This is a genomic window from Kitasatospora sp. NPDC004531, assembly GCF_053602195.1.
Window position 1 is genome coordinate 43,076 of record NZ_JBSGDD010000016.1, and the last position, 20,138, is coordinate 63,213.

The 20,138-nt window shown below is 75.4% G+C and carries 18 protein-coding genes; 3 read left to right on the forward strand and 15 right to left on the reverse strand.

What is annotated here, in order from left to right; genetic code table 11:
• Positions 1 to 14: 14 nt before the first annotated feature.
• From ACWEMJ_RS10040 to ACWEMJ_RS10100, 13 genes are all read right to left on the reverse strand, one after another.
• Positions 15 to 4,283, reverse strand: a complete 4,269-nt coding sequence (locus ACWEMJ_RS10040; protein ID WP_452136503.1) for a BTAD domain-containing putative transcriptional regulator — start codon at positions 4,281 to 4,283, stop codon at positions 15 to 17.
• Positions 4,283 to 4,678 (reverse strand): hypothetical protein, encoded by a 396-nt coding sequence (locus ACWEMJ_RS10045; RefSeq protein WP_452136504.1) that lies wholly within the window; start codon positions 4,676 to 4,678, stop codon positions 4,283 to 4,285. The genes ACWEMJ_RS10040 and ACWEMJ_RS10045 overlap by 1 nt, the downstream gene beginning before the upstream one ends.
• A gap of 70 nt (positions 4,679 to 4,748) precedes the next feature.
• Positions 4,749 to 5,177 carry a TadE/TadG family type IV pilus assembly protein gene (locus tag ACWEMJ_RS10050; protein WP_452136505.1) on the reverse strand — a complete coding sequence of 143 codons (429 nt, stop codon included), beginning with the start codon at positions 5,175 to 5,177 and terminating at the stop codon, positions 4,749 to 4,751.
• Positions 5,174 to 5,536, reverse strand: a complete 363-nt coding sequence (locus tag ACWEMJ_RS10055) for a TadE family protein (RefSeq protein WP_452136506.1) — start codon at positions 5,534 to 5,536, stop codon at positions 5,174 to 5,176. The genes ACWEMJ_RS10050 and ACWEMJ_RS10055 overlap by 4 nt, the downstream gene beginning before the upstream one ends.
• A 71-nt stretch (positions 5,537 to 5,607) precedes the next feature.
• Positions 5,608 to 5,877, reverse strand: coding sequence for a hypothetical protein (locus ACWEMJ_RS10060; protein WP_452136507.1), 270 nt, complete (start codon positions 5,875 to 5,877; stop codon positions 5,608 to 5,610).
• A 43-nt stretch (positions 5,878 to 5,920) separates the two neighbouring features.
• Complete coding sequence (locus ACWEMJ_RS10065; RefSeq protein ID WP_452136508.1) at positions 5,921 to 6,808, reverse strand: hypothetical protein; 888 nt, start codon at positions 6,806 to 6,808, stop codon at positions 5,921 to 5,923.
• The gene (locus tag ACWEMJ_RS10070) at positions 6,805 to 7,785 is read right to left on the reverse strand and encodes a type II secretion system F family protein (protein WP_452136509.1); all 981 of its coding nucleotides are present in this window, start codon (positions 7,783 to 7,785) and stop codon (positions 6,805 to 6,807) included. The genes ACWEMJ_RS10065 and ACWEMJ_RS10070 overlap by 4 nt, the downstream gene beginning before the upstream one ends.
• Positions 7,785 to 9,368 carry a CpaF family protein gene (locus tag ACWEMJ_RS10075; protein ID WP_452136510.1) on the reverse strand — a complete coding sequence of 528 codons (1,584 nt, stop codon included), beginning with the start codon at positions 9,366 to 9,368 and terminating at the stop codon, positions 7,785 to 7,787. The genes ACWEMJ_RS10070 and ACWEMJ_RS10075 overlap by 1 nt, the downstream gene beginning before the upstream one ends.
• Positions 9,358 to 10,794: a hypothetical protein gene (locus tag ACWEMJ_RS10080; protein WP_452136511.1), complete on the reverse strand. Its 1,437-nt coding sequence runs from the start codon at positions 10,792 to 10,794 to the stop codon at positions 9,358 to 9,360. The genes ACWEMJ_RS10075 and ACWEMJ_RS10080 overlap by 11 nt, the downstream gene beginning before the upstream one ends.
• Complete coding sequence (locus tag ACWEMJ_RS10085; protein WP_452136512.1) at positions 10,794 to 11,432, reverse strand: SAF domain-containing protein; 639 nt, start codon at positions 11,430 to 11,432, stop codon at positions 10,794 to 10,796. Before ACWEMJ_RS10085 ends, ACWEMJ_RS10080 begins: the two co-directional genes overlap by 1 nt.
• 72 nt (positions 11,433 to 11,504) lie before the next feature.
• Positions 11,505 to 12,422, reverse strand: a complete 918-nt coding sequence (locus tag ACWEMJ_RS10090) for a hypothetical protein (protein ID WP_452136513.1) — start codon at positions 12,420 to 12,422, stop codon at positions 11,505 to 11,507.
• Complete coding sequence (locus ACWEMJ_RS10095) at positions 12,416 to 13,045, reverse strand: hypothetical protein (RefSeq protein WP_452136514.1); 630 nt, start codon at positions 13,043 to 13,045, stop codon at positions 12,416 to 12,418. Before ACWEMJ_RS10095 ends, ACWEMJ_RS10090 begins: the two co-directional genes overlap by 7 nt.
• 141 nt (positions 13,046 to 13,186) lie before the next feature.
• A complete protein-coding gene (locus tag ACWEMJ_RS10100; RefSeq protein ID WP_452136515.1) occupies positions 13,187 to 14,023 on the reverse strand; it encodes a hypothetical protein in 837 nt (278 codons plus the stop codon).
• Positions 14,024 to 14,185: 162 nt separating this feature from the next.
• On the opposite strand from ACWEMJ_RS10100, the gene ACWEMJ_RS10105 reads away from it, so the two are divergent.
• From ACWEMJ_RS10105 to ACWEMJ_RS10115, 3 genes are all read left to right on the forward strand, one after another.
• Positions 14,186 to 14,605 carry a pyridoxamine 5'-phosphate oxidase family protein gene (locus ACWEMJ_RS10105; protein WP_452136516.1) on the forward strand — a complete coding sequence of 140 codons (420 nt, stop codon included), beginning with the start codon at positions 14,186 to 14,188 and terminating at the stop codon, positions 14,603 to 14,605.
• Between the two features lie 118 nt (positions 14,606 to 14,723).
• The gene (locus tag ACWEMJ_RS10110) at positions 14,724 to 15,182 is read left to right on the forward strand and encodes a MaoC family dehydratase (protein WP_452136517.1); all 459 of its coding nucleotides are present in this window, start codon (positions 14,724 to 14,726) and stop codon (positions 15,180 to 15,182) included.
• 308 nt (positions 15,183 to 15,490) lie between these two features.
• Positions 15,491 to 16,792, forward strand: coding sequence for an MBL fold metallo-hydrolase (locus ACWEMJ_RS10115; protein ID WP_452136518.1), 1,302 nt, complete (start codon positions 15,491 to 15,493; stop codon positions 16,790 to 16,792).
• Positions 16,793 to 16,856: 64 nt separating this feature from the next.
• Here the strand turns inward: ACWEMJ_RS10115 and ACWEMJ_RS10120 are convergent, their stop codons facing one another.
• Positions 16,857 to 19,097 (reverse strand): DUF11 domain-containing protein, encoded by a 2,241-nt coding sequence (locus ACWEMJ_RS10120; RefSeq protein WP_452136519.1) that lies wholly within the window; start codon positions 19,095 to 19,097, stop codon positions 16,857 to 16,859.
• Positions 19,094 to 20,065 (reverse strand): DUF11 domain-containing protein, encoded by a 972-nt coding sequence (locus ACWEMJ_RS10125; protein ID WP_452136520.1) that lies wholly within the window; start codon positions 20,063 to 20,065, stop codon positions 19,094 to 19,096. Before ACWEMJ_RS10125 ends, ACWEMJ_RS10120 begins: the two co-directional genes overlap by 4 nt.
• Positions 20,066 to 20,138: the final 73 nt, after the last annotated feature.

A 20,138-nucleotide genomic window follows, 5' to 3' on the forward strand; every position in this document is an offset into this window, starting at 1 on the left:
CCGTTGAGCCTCCGTCAGCCTCCCGTGAGCAGGTCGCGCAGCAGGGCGACGGTGTCGGGGTCGAGGTCGCGGCCGGTGCGGCGGCTCAGCGCGTCGAGGCGGTTGACGGCGCGGACCAGCTGGTCGCGGGCGCCGGCCGAGGCGTACGCGTAGAACAGGTCGCGGTGCAGGAGTTCGACGTCCGGGGCGACGGCGAGGGCGCGGAAGATGGCGGCCTCGGCGGTGCGGTGGTCGCCGTACTGGAGGCGGCGGGCGGCGAGTTCGTGCGCGGTGTCGACGATCGCGGCCAGCATGTCCTGCCGTTCGGTCTCGGCCCAACCGTAGGTGCCGGCGGGGGCCTCGGCGAACGGGGCGCCCCGGACCAGGGCGAGGGCGTGCGCGAGCGCGGCGTCGGCGGTGGTGGAGGTGGAGCGCATGCCGCGCCGGTACAGGCTGCGGAACTCGTCCCAGTCGCAGCCGACCGTCGGGGCCAGGCTGTACGTCTCGGCGGGCTCGGCGGGCAGGTAGTCGCGGCCCTCCGGGGAGGTGCCCAACCAGGCGGCCAGGGCGGCGAGTTTGACCGGCAGCGGCTCGGCGAGGCGCTCGGCGGTGGCCTTCGGGTCGAGGTGCGCGGCACCCGGGTGGATGTCGCGGTCGAGCACCGAGTGCTCGGTGCCGGGGCGCAGCGCGAGGTACGCGGCGAGCTCGGTCAGCCGGGGGCGGCCGGCCGGGTCGATGTTCCCGGCGACGCCGAGGACGTCGACCGGCCCGAGCAGCCGGATGCGCGGCGCGGACCGCAGGTGGTGCGCCTCCGGGGAGCGCAGGATCGCCAGCAGGTCGTCGCTGTCGGTGCGGGCGGCGGTGGTTCCGGGCCGCGCGGACGGGCGGGCGCTGGCGCTCGCGGCGTGCGGGTCGGGGGCCGCCGCCTGGTCGTGGATCGGCGCGGGCTCGAACACCGCCGGTGCGGCGGGCGGGAGTTGGACGGGAGCGACGGCCGGCTCCGGGACGGTCTCCACCGGCGCGAAGTCCGGCACGGCGGCGGGCACCGGCTCGGGCGCGGCCTGCACCGGCGGCAGCTCGAAGTACTGCGTCCCCTCGCCGTACCGCACGCCGTCCGTAACCGGCTCGACGTCCGCGACCGGCTCGACCGGATCGGTGAACTCAACTGCCACGGGCGGCAGTTCGGCGGTGTCGGTGTCGTCCGCGCCGGGCTCCGCCGGGAGGGGGCCGGGGCCGACCACGGCGAGGCGCGGGTCGACGGGAGTACCGTGCGGCGGCGTGGTGGCCTTGCGGGCCTGTCCGTTGGCGGCATGCCGGGGCTCGGCGGGCGCGGCAGGCTCAGCAGGCGAAGCGGGCAAGGCGGGCGAAGCAAACGCCGCAGGCAGCGCGGGCGCACCCGCAGCCCCGCCCCCCGGCCCCGGCTGCACCGGCACCACCGGCGTGATCGCGTACGGGTTGGTCGGCGCGGTCGGCAGCAGCCCGGCGAACGGGCTGCTGCCGGTGGGCACCACCCGCGCCAGCAGCTTCGGCCCGGCCGCGTCGCCCTCCGGCGCGCCGGGCTTGGCCAGCGAGAGCGGCGCGGGCGCGTCCGAGCCGGACGCCGCGCCGCCGGGGCCGCCGAGCAGCGCGATCAGCCGCGCGTCCAGGCTCCCGTCGGAGACCGACCCGGCCACCCCGCCCGCCCCGACCGGCTCGGTGTCGAACCCGAGCGGCCCGGGGTGGGCGGCGATCGCCGCGCCGACCGTCGCCAGCGCGGGTACGGGGGGCAGCGGGACCTCCTCCTCGTCCTCGAAGCCGTTGTGCGGGCCGTCGAGGGTCCACTCGGGGGCGGGGTGCTGGGTGAAGTCGCCGGAGGCGCGGACGAGTTCACCGAGCTGGTCGTACTGTTCGCGACTCAGGCGCTGGAGTTCGACGCTCAGGTGCAGCCCGGGCAGCGTGGACTGCCCGGTGGCGGGCAGCGTCCAGCGGGCGACCGGGCCGGCCCCGCGCTCGGGGGCGCGGGTGAGCACGGCCAGGCAGGTGCGGGGGCGGCCGTCGAGCAGACGGCCGAGCTCGGCGGGGATGCTGCCGGACGGCGGCTGCGCGGACAGCACGATCTCCGGCACCCACGCCTCGTCGGCGCTGCCCCGGCTGCGGGCCTCGCGGGGGCTGCCCGCCTCGGCGGCGACCAGCGTGGCGCGGGCCTTGGCGGTGCGCGGGCCGAGGGCGGCGAGCGCGGCCTCCAGGGTGGCGTGGTGGTGGACCCGGTCGGTGGCGGGCCCGGCGGCGGGCAGGTCGGCGGCGATGCCGACCAGGTGCAGGTGGAGGCGGTCGGCGAGCGGGCTGTGGGCGAGCTCGACGGCGAGGGTGCGCAGCACGTCGTCGGCGTCCTCGGGGTGGCCGGAGAGGTGCACCAGGCGGACGGTCTCCAGGTCGGCGAGGACGGTGGACCCGTCGGGGCTGTTGCCGAGGGTGACCAGCGCCGGGTAGGGGGCGCTGTACTTGGCGGCCTGCCCGGCGGACAGCAGTTCGGCGGAGTCGTCCGGGCACCACCACACGTTGGCGGCGTGCGCGGCCCGGAACGGGGCGATCGGCACGGCGGGCGCGGCCAGGTGCAGTTCGACGGTGCCGGCGGTGGTGATCCGGGCGGCGACCAGGGCAGGCAGCCGCTTCTCGCCCCGGACGGTGTTGCGGCCGAGGGTGCGCAGCGCGCGGTTGAGCAGTTCCAGGCCGCTGTCGTTCTGACGGGCCTTCAACTCGGCCTCGAACTGCCCGGCGGGCGCGGACGGCAGCGCGATCCGGTGCCGGGGGCGGCGGGCCCGCTGCTGGTCGGTACGGCGGCGGGCGACCAGGCTGATCAGCGCGGCGGCCATCACCACGCCGACGGTGGAGACGGCCAGCGGCACCGTGTAGTCGTCGTGGCGGGCCTGCTGGTCACCGGCGGTCGCGCCGTCCTGCGGCGCGGGCGTCTCACCGGCGGGCGTCCCACCGGCGGGCGTCTGAGCGGCGGGCGTCTCGGCAGCCGGTGTCTGAGCAGCCGGCGTCTCGGCGGCAGGCGTCTGCGCGGCAGGCGTCTCGGCCGCGGGCGTCCCGGCCGCGGGCGTCTGAGCAGCGGCGGGCTGCTCCCCCACCTCCGGCCGCTCCGGCGCGTGGCTGCGCGGCACAGTCAGCTGCGGCGCCCCGGCCGCGGTCCCGGCCGGCGGCTGCGCGGCAGGCGTCTTGGCCGCGGGCGTCCCGGCCGCAGGCGCCTGCGCGCCGGGCATCGTCAGCACCATGCCGGGTGCGAGCACGTCCGGATCGGTGAGCGTCTCGCCGTCGGGCGCGGCGACGCCCTTGTTGGCCTCGAACAGCTCGGGCCAGCGGTCGCCGTCCCCCAACTCCCGCTGGGCGATGCCGGACAGCGAGTCCCCGGAGTGCACGGTGACGGTGGCGTGGGCGGGCGCGGCCAGCCCGGCCGGGGGGACGGCGGCGCTCTGGGTGCCGCCCGCCATCGCGTTCCCGGCGGCGGCCGCCGGGGCGCCGCCCGCGGCCGGGTCGGGCTTGGCGTCGGCGGGCATCAGCAGCTGCCAGCCGGGCTGGATCGGCCGGTCGGCGTCGAAGCGGGTGCCGGAGTCGTCCATCGGGCGTCCGGCGTTGAGCTTGGCGATCTCCGTCCAGCGTTCGCCGGCGCCGAGTTGGCGTTCGGCGATGCTCCACAGGCTGTCGGCGGGCCGGGAGTCGCGCACCGTGTACGAGGGCTGCTGCGGGTCGGCGGCGGGGGCGGCGGCGGGCGCTGCGGCGGGCAGCGCGGCGAGGGCCGGGGAGGACGTCAACTGGGCGACAGCGGTGGGGCGTTCGGCGAGTTCGGGGGTGGCGGCGAAGGCCGATCCGGCGACCGGCAGCAGCGCGATGACGGAGCCGACCAGGCCGGCGGCGATCCGCTGCGACCAGCCGAAGGCGGGGATCCGGCGGGCGACCCGGCCGCGCAGCTGGGCGGGGATCTCGATCAGGACGGAGATCAGGAAGCACAGCCAGCCGAGCCAGCCGACGGCGACCAGCAGCCACAGGAACAGGCTGCCGTCGTCGGGGCTGGTGAGGGCCTCCAGCAGGCCGCGGGCGAACGGGTTGCCCATGGCGGCGACGGTGGCGGTGCCCAGGCCGAGCAGGGCGGGCACGCCGACCAGCAGCAGGGCCAGCGCCAGCAGTGAGCCGAGCGCGGCGAGCAGCGATCCGCCCGCGCCGCGCCGCCGGCGGCCCGCCGGGTGGACGGGCGGGGTGCCGCCGGGGTGGGGTCGCCGCCCCTGGCGGCCCTTGCGGTGCTGGTCGTCGGCTCCGCGCGCGGCCATCAGCCGGTCGTCCCTTCCGTGATGCCGTGCACCAGGGTGGCCTTGCCGTGGCCCTGCACGGGGAGTGTGGTGATGCCGACCAGGCCGAGCAGCGCGGTCGGGTAGTCCGTTTCGACGGTGACGCCGAAGGTCTGCGGGTCGCCCTGCTGCGGGAAGCCGATGGCGCCCTTGACGCCGTGGCTGCGCAGGTAGGCGGTGGCGGTGCGTTCGGCGGCGGCCCGGTCCAGGCGGTAGCCCCGGCCGGCCCGCAGCGCGTCGATGTCGAGCTGCTGGCCGCCGGCCCGGGCGGCTTCCTGGGCGAGCGCGTCGGCCCGTTCGACGGCGCGCAGTCGGCCGCCGCAGTCGAGGACCAGGCCGACCACGGCCACCAGGCTGACGGCGGTGACGGCGACCATGACCGAAATGCTGCCCCGGTCACGGCAGTTCACGCGTTGTTCGTGCACGGTCCCTCCCCTCGGCGTACGGTCAGTTTCCTCGGTACCGGTCCACCACGGAGGTGAATGTACCGGTGAGCGTCTTGTGGCCGGGCAGTCCGTCCAGTTCCATCAGGTCGCCGAACGCGACGGTGCAGGAGACCTGGACGGTGACGGTGGTGAGCGGTTCGCCGTCGGTGTTCAGGATGCCGTACTGGGGCTCCCCCACGGGCTCGGTCGCGCACAGTACGCCGCGGTCGTCGAGGGCTTGTCGGACCGCGTCGGCGGCCGCCTGCCGGGCGCCCTCGGGAGTGCGGGCCAGCGAAGCGGCGCGCGCGCCGGAGCGGGCGGCGGAGTCCACCACCGCGCCGGTGCTCTGCACGCGCCCGGCGGCGACCGCCATCAGCGCGAAGGCGAGCACCACGGGCACGAGTATCGCGGCCTCGATGGCGAACGACCCGCGGTCGTCCCGGGCCCTCACGGCTGCCCCTGCGGGACGAACTTCTCCCGGGGCGCGCTGGCGGTCTTGGTGAGCGTCAGCCGGTCGAAGAACGGCAGCACGGAGGCCGGGTGGACGGTGACGGACAGCCGGTACAGGTCGGGGTCGTCGGTGCCGGGCTCGATGCGTTCCAGCCGGGCGAGGTTGCCGAGCCGGTCGGTGAAGTCCTTGGCCCGCCTCGGCCCGTCGTCCGCGTGCGCGCCGTTGACGCGCCCGGCGTCCACGCCCTCCCGGGCGGCGGTCAGCGCGGCCTGGTCGGCGTACCACCAGAGTCCGGCCTGCACCACCAGGAGGATGGCGAACAGCACGGCGGGGAAGACGATGGCGAGGCTGATCGCCATCGCTCCCGCGTCGGGCGTCCGTGCACGCAGGCGGCGGAGCGCCGCGGCGACGGGTCGGGGCGGGCGGCGGGTCACGGCGCCTGGCCCCCGTCCGGAACGCTCGGCGGGATCTTCTTCGTCACGTTGTTGCCGAGCTGGGTGATCGCGTAGACCACGGCGCCGGCGATGGCGACCAGGACGATGACGGCGAGCGCGAGTTCGATGCTGATCGCGCCCCGGTCGCCGGACTCGCGGGCGGCCCGCAGCTTGACCAGCCGGAACTGCAGGACGGGGCGCAGCAGGTGGACGGGGAACAGCAGCGGCAGCAGAACTGCCGTTGCCAGGGCGCGGATTCGGTTCATGGTGTGCTCTCCGGTGCAAGGGGGCGGGGTGTGCGGGCGGGGGTCATTGGACGGTCAGCATCTGGTAGAGCGCGGGGAAGACGATGAGGACCGTCATCAGCAGGGTGAGCGCGGAGCCGGGGGCGACCATCCGTTCGCTGTCGGTGTTGGCCTTGGCGAGTTCCTCGGAGAGCAGTTCGCCGCGCAGGCTCTTGGCGCGGGCCCGCAGGGTGTCGTACACGGCGGCGCCGTCGACGCCGGAGATCCGCATGATGTCGGCGACGTCCTGGAGCGGGGTGAGGCCCAACTCCAGGGCGAGGGTGTCGAGTCCGTCCCAGGGCGGCAGCCGGTCGGTGGCGGCGCGTTCCAGGGCGTCGCGGATCCGGCGGAAGACGGTGCCGCGGCCGACGGCGGCGGCGCGGCGCAGCGCTTCGGCGGGTCCGCAGTCGGCGGCGCGTTCGAGGGCGACGAGTTCCAGGTAGGCGGCGATGCCGTGCAGGTACTCGGTGCGGGCCTCCTTGGCCTCGCCGGCCACGATGCCGTCGGGGACGAACCAGAGCAGGGCGGCGAGCAGCGGTCCGACCAGCAGCGGGACGGCGAGCGGCAGTCCGTCGCCGAACAGGGCGGCGACGGCGGCGAACCAGCCGGGCAGGGCGAGTCCGAGGGCGGCGAACAGCACCTTGTGGGCCATGAACCGGGCGGGGCTGCGGCCGATCAGGGCGAGTTCCTGCTGCGGGATGCGCACGCCGGGCAGCTGCAGGGTGCGGGTGCCGACCCGGTCGTACCAGGGGTCGGCGCCTTCGTCGGCGGTGTCCCGGCGCGGTTCGGGGGTGCGGTGCAGCCGGTCCAGGGCCTGGCCCAGGTCCGGTGGGGCGGGGCGGAGTTCGGCGAGCAGCAGGGCGAGGCCGCCGGCTGCGGCGGCGCCGGCCAGGACGGCCCAGGGCGAGATCATCGGGCCCCCTTGACCAGCGGGTCGGTGTCGTCGCCGGTGGTCTCGGCGGCGGCGTTCTCCTCGCCGGTGCGCTGTCCGGGCATCCGGCCGGCCCGGGAGCGCCGGTCCTGTTCGAGGACGCGGGGCAGCGGGGTGTAGGAGGCCAGTGAGCGCATCCAGGCGATCACCAGCACGAACGCCACCGCGACGACGGCGAGGACGAGTTGGCCGACGCCGGTGGTGTAGGGCTCGGTGTAGCGGGAGTTGAGGGAGCCGAGGACGACGACCAGCAGGATGATGCCGACCATCCAGCGGATGGTGGTGCGGTGCTTGGCCCGGTCGGCTTCGATGGTGCGGCGCTGGCGGACCTCCTCGCGGACCGATTCGGCCATGTCGGCCAGCGCCCGGGCGAGGCCGGGGCCGCTGTCGCCGGCCCGCAGCAGCAGGGCGGCGAGCACCTTGTCGGCGGTGGCGTCGGCGAGTTGGTCGGCGAAGGCGCGCAGCGCGTCCTCGGGGCGCCAGCGGGCCTGCAGGCGGGCGGCGAGGTCGGTGATCTCGGTCTCCAGGGCGGCGGGGGCGGTGCGGCGGCTGGTGACGATGGCCTGGTTGAGGCCGACGCCGAGCAGCAGCACGTCGGCGAGGCGCTGGGTCCACTCGGCGAGGGCTTCCAGGCGTTCGATCCGGCGGGTGTCGGAGCGGGTGGCGTCGAACAGCCAGGGCAGTCCGAAGACGGCGGCGGGCACCAGCAGGGCGACCAGCGGGATGCCGGTGAACAGCCAGCCGGCCGGGCCGCCGAGCAGGGCGAGCGCGAGTTGGACGCGGCGCAGCCGGGCGACGCCGGGCGAGGCGGTGCCGGGCGCGCCGTACCAGAGGGTGTGCAGCCGCCCTTCGAGCGGGTTGGCGCGTTCCTCGGGGTCGTGGCGCCGGCCGACCAGGCCGGTGACCAGGGCCACCAGGCCGCCGGCGACGAGCAGTCCGCACAGCACGTACAGGATCATCAGCGCATCCCCCCGATCCGCAGGTTCAGCGGCGCGCCCCAGGTCCCGTAGGGGGAGGCGAGCAGCCCGGCGTCGAAGCCGGCCCGGCGCAGGTCGTCCAGGCAGTGCGGCGGGGTGACGGGGACGGCCCGCACCTCGCCGAGTTCCGGGCGCGGCCCGAAGACGGTGTTCATGGCGGGCCGTCCGGATTCGCCGAGTCCGGCGACTTCCAGGACGTGCGAGACGAAGCGGTGGCGGCGGCCGCCGACGGCGGTCTCGTCGACCATGGTGACGTGCACGATGAAGTCGATGGCGTTGGCGGTGAGCCGGTAGGCCAGGCTGTCGGTCATGTGGGAGCCGTACTCCAGGCAGAGTTCGGCGATCCGGTCGACGACCATGTGCGGGCCGCGGGCGTGCAGGGTGCACATGGAGCCGCCCTCGCCGTTGGTCATCACCCGCAGCATCGGCACCACCTCGCCGGAGCGGACCTCGCCGACGATGATCCGCGACAGCGTCATGCGCAGTGCGGCGGGGATGAGTTCGCCGATGGTCAGTTCGCCGGCGAGGCGGCCGTCGACGCGTTCGCCGTTGCCCTCGCGGGCTTCCATGGGCACGACCTGGCGGAGGTGGCCGAGGGTGTGCAGCCACAGTTCGAACTCGGACTCCAGGGTGCCGATCCGCTCGTCGGGCGGGATCTCGGCGGCCATCGCGCGCAGCAGGCTGGTCTTGCCGACGCCCTGGGTGCCGGTGATCATGACGTTCTTGCGGGCCCGGATGGCGGCGGCCAGGAACGCGGCCAGGGTGGTGTCCACGGTGCCGAGTTGGACCAGGTCGCGGAGGTTGGCGCTGGCCACCCGGTGGCGGCGGATCGCCACGTAGGGGCGCGGGGTGACCTCGGTCATCGCCTGCAGGCGCATGCCGCCCTCCAGGCGCAGCGCCAGCATCGGGCTGGCGGTGGACAGGCTGCGTTCGCCGCCGCCGTGCTGGCGGGCGAGGTCCTGGAGGAGTTCGATCAGTTCCTCGTCGGTGTCGGCGACCGGGGGGACCTGCCGCAGCGGCTGGTGCACCCGGGAGACCCACACGTCGTCGCAGCCGTTGATCAGGATGTTCTCGATCTCCGGGTCGTCCAGGTAGGGCTGGAGCCGGCCGGCCCGGAACAGCAGGTCGTAGACGGCTTCGGAGAGGGCCCGGTCCTGTTCGCGGGTGGGCGGGATGCCGTGGGTCTGCGCGTAGGCGTCGGACCAGCGGGCGACGGACTCCTCGATCAGGGCCCGGCCGCGCTGGCGGCGGGTGGCCCGGTCGGCCTCGGTGCCGGAGGCCTCGTTGAGCCGGGACAGCTGCTGGTGCAGTTCGGCGGCGACCTGCCGCTTCAACTCCCGTGCCACCTGCGGGTCGACGGCCGGGACCGCCCCGGCGGCGGCGAGCGCGGGCACGGCGGCCACCGGCGCCACCGGTCCGGGCAGCGGCGCCACCGGCCCGGGCACCACCGGCCTGGCCCACGGCAGTCCGGCGGCGTCGGGTGAACCTCCGTACACCACCTGCCCGTTGACGGGCTGCTGGCCGGCCTGGTGCGGCGGCGGCCCCTGGTACGGGTTAGCGCGCACGGTGCGCCTCCCCCCTGCCGTCCTCGGGCTCCTCGTCCTGCCCGGGGAACGGCCCGGGGACCGGCGCGGCGAACGGCCCGGGGAACGGCGCGGGCGCGGGCGGCTGCGGCGCCACCGGCGGCGCGATGTACGGCGCGGTGTACGAGATCGGCGGCGGACTCTCCGTCCGGATCGGCCACTCGCCGGTGAACTGCCCGGTGGGCTGCGGCCGTTGCGGCTGCGGGTGCTGCGGCGGGACGGGCTGCTGCGGCTGCGGCCAGCCCTGCGGCGGGTACGGCTGCTGGGCGTGCGTCTGCTGGGGGTAGGGCTGCTGGGGCCGCCCGCCCACCGGCCCGGCGGCGAACGGCGGCTGGCCGAACGCCGGCTGGCCGAACGCCGGCTGGCCGAGCGGCGGTTGGCCGGTCGGCGGGGTCACCGTCGGCGGCTGCGCGAACGGTGCGGCGGGCGGCGCGACCTGCGGGTGCGTCACCTGGGGCGGCGTCATCTGTTGCTGCGTCATCTGCTGCGAGGGTACGGCCTGCTGGGGTGTCGGCGGCTGCGGGGCCGCCGCCGGGTAGGCCTGCGGCTGCGGTGGCTGGGGCGGGAGTTGCTGCTGCGGCGGCCGCGCCGGGACGGGCTGGGCGGGCCGGCCGGGCTGCGGGCCGAGGCGGCGGCGCCGCCCGTCCGCGAGGTGCTGGATCCGGTCGGCGGTGGTCCGCGCGGTGCGCATCAGCTCGGAGCGGATGAACCGCCGGTCGGTGGTGTCGCCGCCGTCGGACAGCACCCGGGCGGTGCGCGGGGCGTGCGCGAGGGCGCCCAGGACCGGCAGGTGGAACTGCCGGGAGACCTCCTGCTCGGGGTAGGGCCCTTCGGCGACCAGCAGCAGCCCGAGGCTGTCGGAGCCGGTGCCGTTGGTGTCGAGGTCCTCGCGCAGCGCGGCCAGCCGGGGCCGGGCCGCGGACAGCCCGCGCAGCGTGGTGCGGACGGTCGCGGCGACCACGTCGGCGCGCCGGGCGAGCACCGCCATCGGGCCGTTGGCACCGGAGCGGCCGAGGTCGAGGATGACGTCGTAGCCTTCGGGTTCGAGCGCCCGCAGCGCCTCCACCAGGGGCTCCCAGGTGTAGGCGAGGCCGGGTGCCTGGGTGGGGTCGGTGAGGCCGGGCAGCAGCAGGCGCTCGCCGGTGCCCTGCGGGGAGACGTCCAGGAGTTGTTCCCACAGGGTCTGGGCGAGCAGTCCGCGCCGGTCGGCGACGGCCAGGTTGCGCAGCCCGTAGACGGCCTCGACGCGGCCTTCCAGCGCGCCGGCCAGGATCGCGCCGCCGTCGGGGTCGCACTCGGCGAGCAGCACCCGCCGGCCCGGGCGCAGCGGCCAGGACAGCAGCAGGGCGAGGGCGCTGCTGGTGGCCCCGGGCGCCCCCGGCCCGCCGAGTACGGCCACCACGGTCATCAGGAGCCCCCGGCGTTTCGGGGTGCGAGGATCACCTGGAACTTGCCGCCGGCCACCCACGCGGCGAGCCTGGGGCCGTCGTTGGGGCCGACGGCGACGTCGATGACGGTGCTGCCGTCGGTGTCGGCGCGGCCGACTCCGGCGACGGTGGCGGCCATCGTCTCGGGGGTGCGGGTGGTGGTGGCGCCGTCGGCCTTGGCGCTGTCGGGGGTGTAGACGATCAGCACCTGGAGCCCGGGCTGGAGCCGGGTGGCGGGCAGCTGGGAGCGCTTGGCGGCGACGCCGACGATCTGCTGGCCGGGCTGGGTGGCCGGGTCGCTGGTGAGGTCGGACTTGACCAGCAGCGCGCCGCGCTTGAGGTCGGTGGTGGCGCGCAGCCCGACGGTGTGTTCCAGGTCGCGGGCGTCCAGCGGGCGCAGCGCGGGGTCGCCGGCGATGTGCGCGACGACCAGGTCGTCGGCGCCGATCACCTGGCCCATCGGGACGTCGCGGGCCAGCGCCAGGACGGCGATCCGCTGCCCGCTGCTGTTGTACAGCACCGCCCCGCCCAGCCCGCCGGCGGCGATCAGCGCGGCGGCCATCGCCAGCACGGCGGGCCTGCGCCGGCGCACCCCGAGACGGCGCGGCGGGGTCGGCATGCTTCGGTTCTCCACCGCTTCGCGGCCTCTCACTCGTGATGGAACGTCAGTGCCCGGAGACGGCCGGGCCGGTCAGTTGAGTACCTGGACCTCGTTGACCGGGATCCGCAGCACCGGGTCCTTGAGGTCGGTGCGCCAGGTGAAGTCCGCCATGTCGATGTCGACATTGGTCGAGGTGTGGGCGGTGACCCGCCACAGCAGGCTGACCCGCACCGTGTAGGCGTGGCCGTCCATCTGCGCGGAGCTGGCGGTGAAGGTGTGGCTGCAACTGGGCGTCCCACCGGCGGTGTAGGGCGTCCCGGCGTCCGCGCAGACCACGTCCCGGATCCGTCCGGAGCCGGCGGGGCCGTCGTCGACGTGCCAGACGACCTGCTTGAGGGTGACGGTGGTGATCACGTCGTAGGCGGGGGCGTGGACGGTGCCGGTGAGCGGGCCGGTGAAGTCCTTCGCGGGGTCGAACCAGAGCCACACCGGGGAGCCGACCACGGCGTCGGTGCTCGGGGCGACGTGCAGTTGGCGCAGCCCGATCTCGATCTTCCCGAGTGCCTCGAAGGCGTACTGGCGGGGCGACTTGGGTCGCGGCCCGCCGGGGGGCTTGGCGAGGAACACCGTGCCCAGCCCCTCGTTGCCGAGGCAGTACCGGTCGTAGATCGCGCCGTCCTTGCTGGTCTTCCCCTCCCAGACCTCCTCCGACTCCAGCGGCTGCGGGTCGGCCGTCCGGTAGTAGCAGCCGTCGGAGAACCAGTCGAAGCCGGGGATCGTGCAGTCCACGACCTGACCGTTCCAGCGGCACTCCTCGGACCCGGAGTCGCCGCCGCCGCCCGTCCCGCCGCCGGGGATCTCGGCGCTGCCGGTCTCCTGGTGGCCGGTGCACACGGTGGTGTCGCCGCAGGGCCCCACGACGTCGGCGCTCGCGGACGGGACGGCGGCGACCGTCAGTCCGATTCCGGTCAGTACACAGAGGGCGGCGCGCCAGGCGGAGTTCAGCATGTCTTGGTCACCTCACGGGTGATGTCGGCGATCAGCCAGCGGTTTCCGTATTTCTTCAGCACGGCCGTCGCGGGATAGCGCGACAGCCGCTGTGCCGGGTCCTTGGTCTGGCGGGTGGCGGGGTCGATCTGGTGCCAGTCGGTGACGTCGAGGCAGTCGTCGATCGTCGCGACGGGCGGATTCGCCTTCAGGTCAAGGTTTTTGACGACGGGTGCGGTCTTGGGTCGGCCGGTCATCACGAGTTTGGCATCGTGCAGCCGGTTGAGCGAAAGCTGGGCGTCGCTGAGTGCGTTTCCGGTCGCGTACTGGCTGAGCGAGGTTCCGTCCGAATTCGATCGCTCGAACACCTGGCTGCGGACGTCCCACCAGGACTGATAGGCCGTCACCGCGTTGTGCGCCTCGATTCCCTCGACGCCCTGATCGGGCACCGGGCCGCGGCCGGAGTCGGCCTGAACGGTGGGGGAACCGGCAGCGCGGGGCAGTCCGGACGCGGGGGTGCCGAGGCGGTCCGCGGAGCCCTTTTCGGCGGCGCCGCACGCCGTGACGGCCGCCAGCAGGAAAGGCAGAAGCAGCCCGCCGATCCCAACCGCCTTAGGGCGCACCAGAATTACGCGCTGCCGCATAGCCCCACCTTGTCGCGGCCGAACCTGTGGCGGTCCGGGCCGCGGATCTCGTCTGCCGTCCCCTGTGGTGATTCCGGGCGGCTCGGAGGTCGATTCTTCGCCACCTTGCCCCGGAACGGCAACACCCGGGGCGTCCTGACCTTACGCGGAAGGCGGATCCGTTGGGGCACTTTCTCGCCACAGAACCGCCAAAAGTTCATCGGAGAGCGGCAGTCCGGCGAGCGCTCCCCGCACGGCGGCCCGGTTGCGCATCAGGAGTCTTCCGCCGTCACGCGGCACCAGCAGTCTGGCCTCGCCGGCGGCGGCCGGTTCGCCCCAGCCGAGTTGGCCCTCGACAGCGGGCTGGAGGTCGAGCGGGCCGACGGCGGCGGGCGCGCCGGGCACGCCGTGCTCCAGCACCCGGCCGAGTGCCCAGCTGAACGAGCCCTCCGCGCCGGGCAGTACGCCGTCGCGCCCCCTGCGCCCGGCGCTCCAGCGTCCGATCCGCCCCCACAGCGGCACCCGGGAGTGGCCGAGCAGTTCGCCCGCGCCGTCCTCGCGCAGCAGCGCGCCCCAGGTGTCGCGGTCGGCGACCGCGTCGACGATCAGCAGGGTCTCCTCCTGTTCGCCGTGCACCATGGCGCTGGTGATCCAGTCCCAGGCGAGGCCGCGCCGGTAGGCGTTGTCGGGCGTGGAGCCGGCGGTGACCAGCGCGACCCGCCGCCCGCGCGGGTCGGCGACCAGCTGGCCGAGCAGGCAGACCACCAGCCAGCGGGCGGGTCGGGCGGCGGCCTGGCGCAGCGCGGTGAGCAGGGCGTTGGCGTCGCCGCCGGCGGGCGGCACGGTGACGTTGCTGCCCCGGGTGCCGGCGTCGAAGGTGCGCCCGGGCAGGGCCGCGGCGAGGGTGCGGGCGCCGTCGGCGACCCGTGCGGAGCCGCCGTGGCCGCGTTCGGGGCCGCCGTCCGCGCCGATCACCACCAGCTCGATGCCACCGCTCACCTGTACCGCCCCCTCGCCCGACGTGCCGGGCCGCTCGCGCCGCGACCGGAGCCAAGGTATCGCCGAGCGGCCCCGGCGCGGGCCGAATTGGGCCCGATGAGCCCCAGCTCAGGGACCATGGGCCCTGTTCGGCGGCGGGTCGGACGGGGCACCATCGACCTCATGGACCGTGACGACCGGGTGGAGACCCTCAGCGAGGCCGAGTGCCTGCGCCTGCTCGGCGCCATGCCGTTGGGACGTGTGGTGTACACCGAGCACGCGCTGCCGGCGGTGCTGCCGGTGGCTTTCCGGCTGGCCGAGGACGGCCGGCTGATCCTGGCCCTGCGCACCGGCACCCGGGTGGCACGGGCGCTGGACGGGACGGTGGCGGCGTTCCAGGTGGACGATTTCGACCCGGCGGGCCGCTGCGGCTGGAGCGTGCTGGTGCACGGGCGGGCCGAGGTGGTGCGCGACGCGGCCGAGCGCGCCGCGCTGGAGTCGGACGGGCTGCGCCCGTGGATCCCCGAGCCGGGCCCGGAGTACGTGGCGATCACCCCGGAGCTGGTCTCCGGCCGCCGGCTGGTCCCCGACGGCGCGCTGTGACGCCCGGCGCCCGGCCGTTGCGGCCGGGCGCCCACTGACAGGTGACCGGCGAGTAGGCATACTCTGCGGGGCGGCCCGCCGGGCCGGCCCCTGCCCCGTCGCACCTGTGGAGCGCCCCGTGACGACCTTCGCCTCGCTCGCCGACCTGACCGCCGCCGTCGGCGCCGAACTCGGCACCAGCCAGTGGCACACCGTCGACCAGGAGCGGGTGAACCTGTTCGCCGAGGCCACCGGCGACCACCAGTGGATCCACGTCGACCCGGAGCGCGCCAAGGACTCGCCGTTCGGCGGGACGATCGCGCACGGCTACCTGACGCTGTCGCTGCTGCCGGTGCTGGCGAAGGAGTGCTACGCGGTGGAGAACATCGCGATGGCCCTCAACTACGGCTCGGACAAGGTCCGTTTCCCGGCCCCGCTGCCGGTGGGCACGGCGGTCCGGGCGACGGCGGTGCTGGTGTCGGCGGACGAGGTGCCGGGCGGGGTGCAGGCGGTGGTCCGCTTCACCATCTCCAGCGCGGAGAGCGCCAAGCCGCACTGCGTCGCGGAGACCATCACCCGCTTCTACCCGGCCGCCTGAGCCCGCCGCCCCCCGCTTCCACCCGCCTGACCTGCGTCTTCCGCACGGACCGTCCCTCCCCGGGGCGGTCCGTTCGCGTTGCTCCCCGGCGGCGCGCCGCCCGTTGCTCCGAACGGCGCGTCGCGAGCCCGTTCGACTGGTTCCGGGCGTTTCGGACGGTAATGTCCTGGTTCGAGATGCGTCGTCCGCCCGGGGCCCCCCGGTTGTCCGGGCGGCGCCTTCCGGCCTGCCGTCGACCCGGGCGGGGCGCTGCCCGCGTCCCGCGGTCCCGGCACGCCGCCGTTCGGGTGCTCTACCGTGGAGGTTCCTTGTCCCGCCCCGTCTCCTGGCTGTTGCGCGCCGGTGAGCTGGCCGCCGAGGCCGGCCTCGCACTGCGCGACGCGAAGCGCACCTACCGGACGCTGCCCCGGGAAACCTGGCACCGGGTGCGCACCGAGGCCTTCGGCGCCGATCCGCGCGGCGGGCGCTGGCACCGGGTGCGCAGCTCGCCGCACTTCGTCGACGGCTCGTTCCGCAACCCGGTGCCCACCCGTCCGCTGGCGTACGGCCACACGCCGCTGGCGCTGATGCGCACCAGGCTGGGCACCGACGGCGGCCGCCGCAGCCCGGCCGCGGCGGTGCCGGTGCACCGGCTGCTGCCGGTCGAGCTGGCCGACCGCCCCGCGTCCGGCCTGCGGCTGACCTGGCTGGGCCACGCCACCGTGCTCGCCGAGATCGACGGCGTGCGGGTGCTGTTCGACCCGGTGTGGAGCGAGCGCGTCTCGCCGTTCGGCTGGATCGGCCCGAAGCGGCTGCACCCGGTGCCGCTGCCGCTGGCCGAACTCGGGCCGGTGGACGTGGTGGTGATCTCCCACGACCACTACGACCACCTCGACATGGACACCGTCCGCACGCTGGCGGCGGGCGACGCGGTGTTCGCGGTGCCGCTGGGCATCGGCGCGCACCTGGAGCACTGGGGCGTGGAGCCGTTCCGGATCGTCGACCTGGACTGGTGGCAGTCGGTCGAGCTGGACGGCCTACGGCTCACCGCCACCCCGGCCCGCCACTACTGCTCGCGCGGCCCGCGGCCCAGCGGCAAGTTCCTCTGGTCGTCCTGGGTGGTGGAGGGCAAGCACCACCGGCTGTTCCACAGCGGCGACACCGGCTGGTTCCCGGGCTTCGCGGACATCGGCCGCCGCTTCGGGCCGTTCGACGTCACCATGATGCAGGTCGGCGCGTACTCCGAGCACTGGCCGGAGGTGCACCTGACGCCCGAGGAGGCGGTGCAGGCGCACCGCGACCTGCGCGGCGAGGTGATGCTCCCGATGCACTGGGGCACCTTCGACCTCGCCCCGCACCCGTGGGAGGAGCCCGCCGAACGCACCGTGGCGGCCGCGCAGGCCGCCGGTGTCACGCTGGCCGTCCCCCGCCCCGGCAAGCCCTTCGAACCGGCCGACCCGCCCCCCGTCAAACTCTGGTGGCGCGCCGTCGCGGCCGCCCCCTCCGGCACCGACCTCCTCACCGCCGACGCCGTCACCGCCGCCCCCGGCCCGGCAGTCGCCGAAGGACCCGAGGCCGCCGCCGCCTCCGAGCAGGCACAGGGCCGCCCGGGGGAAATCCCACTGTCCTAGACATCTCCCCGAAACGCACCGACCGGCCGGGCCCGCGCCCGGCCGGTCGATGCGTTTCCGTCGGCTACCCCTGCCGGCGGTGTCGGCGGCGCGCCGTCGCGGCGAGCGTCCCGCCGGCGAGCAGGGCCGCGAGGGCCGTCGCGGCGAGCGCCGCCGCCGGTCCGGAGCCGGTGGCCGGCAGCGGCGGAGCGGTCGGCCCGGCGGCGGCGCCGATGCGCAGCGCGGCCCGGCCGCTGTTGTTCGACAGGTCCGGATCGGCGGTGTCCGCAGAGACGGTGGCGAGGTTCTCCACCGTCGTCCCGGCCCGGGCGGCCGCCGGGTCGAGCCGCACGGTGATCCGGAAGACCGCCTGCTCCCCCGGCTCCAGCCGGGCGACCGGGCCGCAGTCGACGACCCGGCCGCTCGGCGCGCAGCCGTCCGAGGCGGAGACGAACCGCAGGCCGTCCGGGAGCGGGTCGGCGACCCGGACGTTCACCGCTGCGGACGGGCCGCGGTCGGTGACGGTGAGGGTGTAACTGACGGTGTCGCCCGGATCGATCCGGTCCTTCCCGTCCGGCAGGTCGACGTGCTTGGCCAGGGCCAGGTCCGCCGACGGGGCGCCGGTGCGCAGCGTGAACCCGGCGTCGTCGTCGGCCGGGACGTCGTCTCCCGGCTCGTCCACGTGGCTGTGACCGGTCAGCACGAGGTCCGCGCCCGCGTCGGGCGAGACCAGCACGGTGAACCCGTACGTCACGTCGGCGCTGTCGGGGACCAGGCCCGGCGGGATCGCGCACACCGCCTCGGTGGGGCTGCTCGCGGTGCAGCCCGGGGGCAGCGGGCCGGCGAACGTCAGCCCGGCGGGCAGCGTGACGGTCTGGACGCCCTGCCCGCCGGTCGCCGACGGGCCGTTGTTGTGCAGGCGGGTCTCCAGCCGGACGCTCTCGCCGGGGGTGGCCCGGTCGGTGGCGAGCCGGGCCTGCACCGCCACGTCCCGCTTCGGCTTCGCCGGGTGGCCGCCGGACGGCAGCGGCGCGCTGTCGGTGTTGTCGGCGGTGTTCGGGTCGACGGTGGCGGCGGTGACGGTGGCGGTGTTCACCGCGTCCGAGCCGTCGCCCCGGTAGGCGGGGTCCAGCCGCAGGGCGAGGGTGTAGACGATCTGCTCGCCGGGCCTCATCCGGTCCGCGACGGGGCAGGTCAGCTCGCGGGTCGCGGCGTCGTACCGGCAGCCGGCGGGCTGCGAGGACAGGTAGGTCAGCGGCGCGGGCACCCGGTCGGTGAGCACCACGTGCTCGGCGTCGCCGGGGCCGTTGTCGGTGACGGTGATCGTGTACGGGACGCTCTCGCCGGGGGCGACCTGCGGCCCGGTGGCGGTCTTCTCGACGGCGAGGTCGGCGACCGCGCGGGGGGTCCTGCCGCCGGGCAGGCCCGCTTCGGCGGTGTTGTTCGCCGGGTTCGGGTCGTCGGTGTCGGAGGAGACGGCGGCGCGGTTGCGGACGTCCGAGCCGTCGCCGGAGTAGTCGGCGTCCAGCCGCACGGTGACGGTCCAGGTGTGGGACGCGCCGACGTCGAGGCCGGCGAGTGCGGGGCAGTTGACGCTCTGCCCGTCGGCGGTGCAGCCGTCCGGGGAGGACACGAACGCCAGCGGCGCGGGCAGCGTGTCGGTCACCTGGACCCGGCCGGCCCGGGAGGGCCCGTTGTTGGTGACGGTCAGGACGTAGTCGAAGGTCGCTCCGGGCGGCACGGGCGCGTCGCCCACCGGCTTCTTCGTGATCGCCAGGTCGGCCGCCGGGACGATCGGGCCGGGCGGGACGACCGGCGGGGTGCTGTTGTTGCCGCTGTCGCTGTCCCCGGTGTCCGAGCTGACGACGGCGACGTTGCCCAGGTCGGACCCATCGCCCAGGTAGGCGGGGTCCAGTCGGGCGAGGAACGTCCAGCTCTTGCTGGCGCCCACGGCGAGGACGGCTTCGGGCCCGCAGCTGACCGTCCGGCCGTCGGCGGTGCAGCCGTCGGCGGAGGAGACGAACGTCAGGCTCGCGGGCAGCTCGTCGGTGGCGATCACGTTCCGTGCCACGGCCGGCCCGTTGTTCTTCGCGGTCAGGGTGTACTGGAGCAGGTCGCCGGGGTGGACCACCCGGGAGGTCGGCTCCGCGGCGCGGACGTCGACCGTGCCGCGAAGCTCGGACCAGGTCTGCTCACCGGATGCGGAGGCCGCCGGACGACGGGGGCTCCCGGTCGCGGCCCCGCTCGCACCCGTGGTGCCGGCGCACGACAGCACGGCTGCCGCGACGGCGATCCGGGCAGCGAACCGCCATGCGCCTGCGGTCATTTCACCGGCTCCTCGCCGAGGAACCGCGCGATCGCGGACAGCCGGCCGTCGAGCGCCGCGCCGGGCCGGGCCTTGGGTGCGACGGGCTGGGTGCCGCCGCTGACGTCCTTGGAGATCTCCAGGTCGGCGTTGCCGGGGTTGACCGTCCCGCCGGGCAGCCCGGCCGCCGGGGTCGGTCCGGTGTTGTTGGCGAGGTTCGGGTCGTCGGTGTCGGAGGAGACGGTGGCCTGGTTGCCGATGTCGGAGCCGTCGCCGGTGTACGCCGCATCGAGCTTGACGGTGAACGTCCATGCCTTGCTCGCGCCGGGGGCGAGCGTCGCCTCCGGTCCGCAGCTGACGTCCTGTCCGGTGGCGGTGCACCCGTCGGTGGAGGAGACGAAGGACAGCTGGCTGGGCAGGGTGTCGGTGGCCTTGACGTTGACGGCCTGCGAGGGGCCGGCGTTGCTCGCGGTCACGGTGTACTGAAACGTTTCGCCGGGGCCGACGGCGTTGCCGACGGGCACCTTGTTGACGGACAGGTCGGCTTCCGGGGTGAACGGGCCGGGCGGCGCCACGGGCGGGTTGGAGTTGTTCGACGGGTTGCCGTCGGTGTTGTCCGACTTCGCCGCGGCGACGTTGCCGAGGTCGGAGCCGTCGCCGGTGTAGGCGGGGTCGAGCTTGACGACGATCTTCCAGGTCTTGGTCTGTCCGACGCCGAGCGTCGGCTCGGGCCCGCAGCTGACGTCCTGTCCGCTGGCGGTGCAGCCGTCGGGCGAGGACACGAAGCTCACGTGGGCGGGCAGCGTGTCGGTGGCGGTCACGTTGTGCGCCACCGCCGGGCCGTTGTTCTTCACGGTGAGCGTGTAGGTGAAGGTGTCGCCCGGGGTCACCGCCCGGGCTGCGGGGAGCGTGGCGGGGACGACTTCCAGAGCCAGGGCCGTGCAGGCGAGCAGTGCGCCCGCCCGGGCCCTTCGAACGAATCCTGCCATGGCTTTCGACGCCTTTCGGGGGAGGACGGCACGGCGGCGCACCGTTGCGCCGCCGGTGGGATCGGGGTGGTCG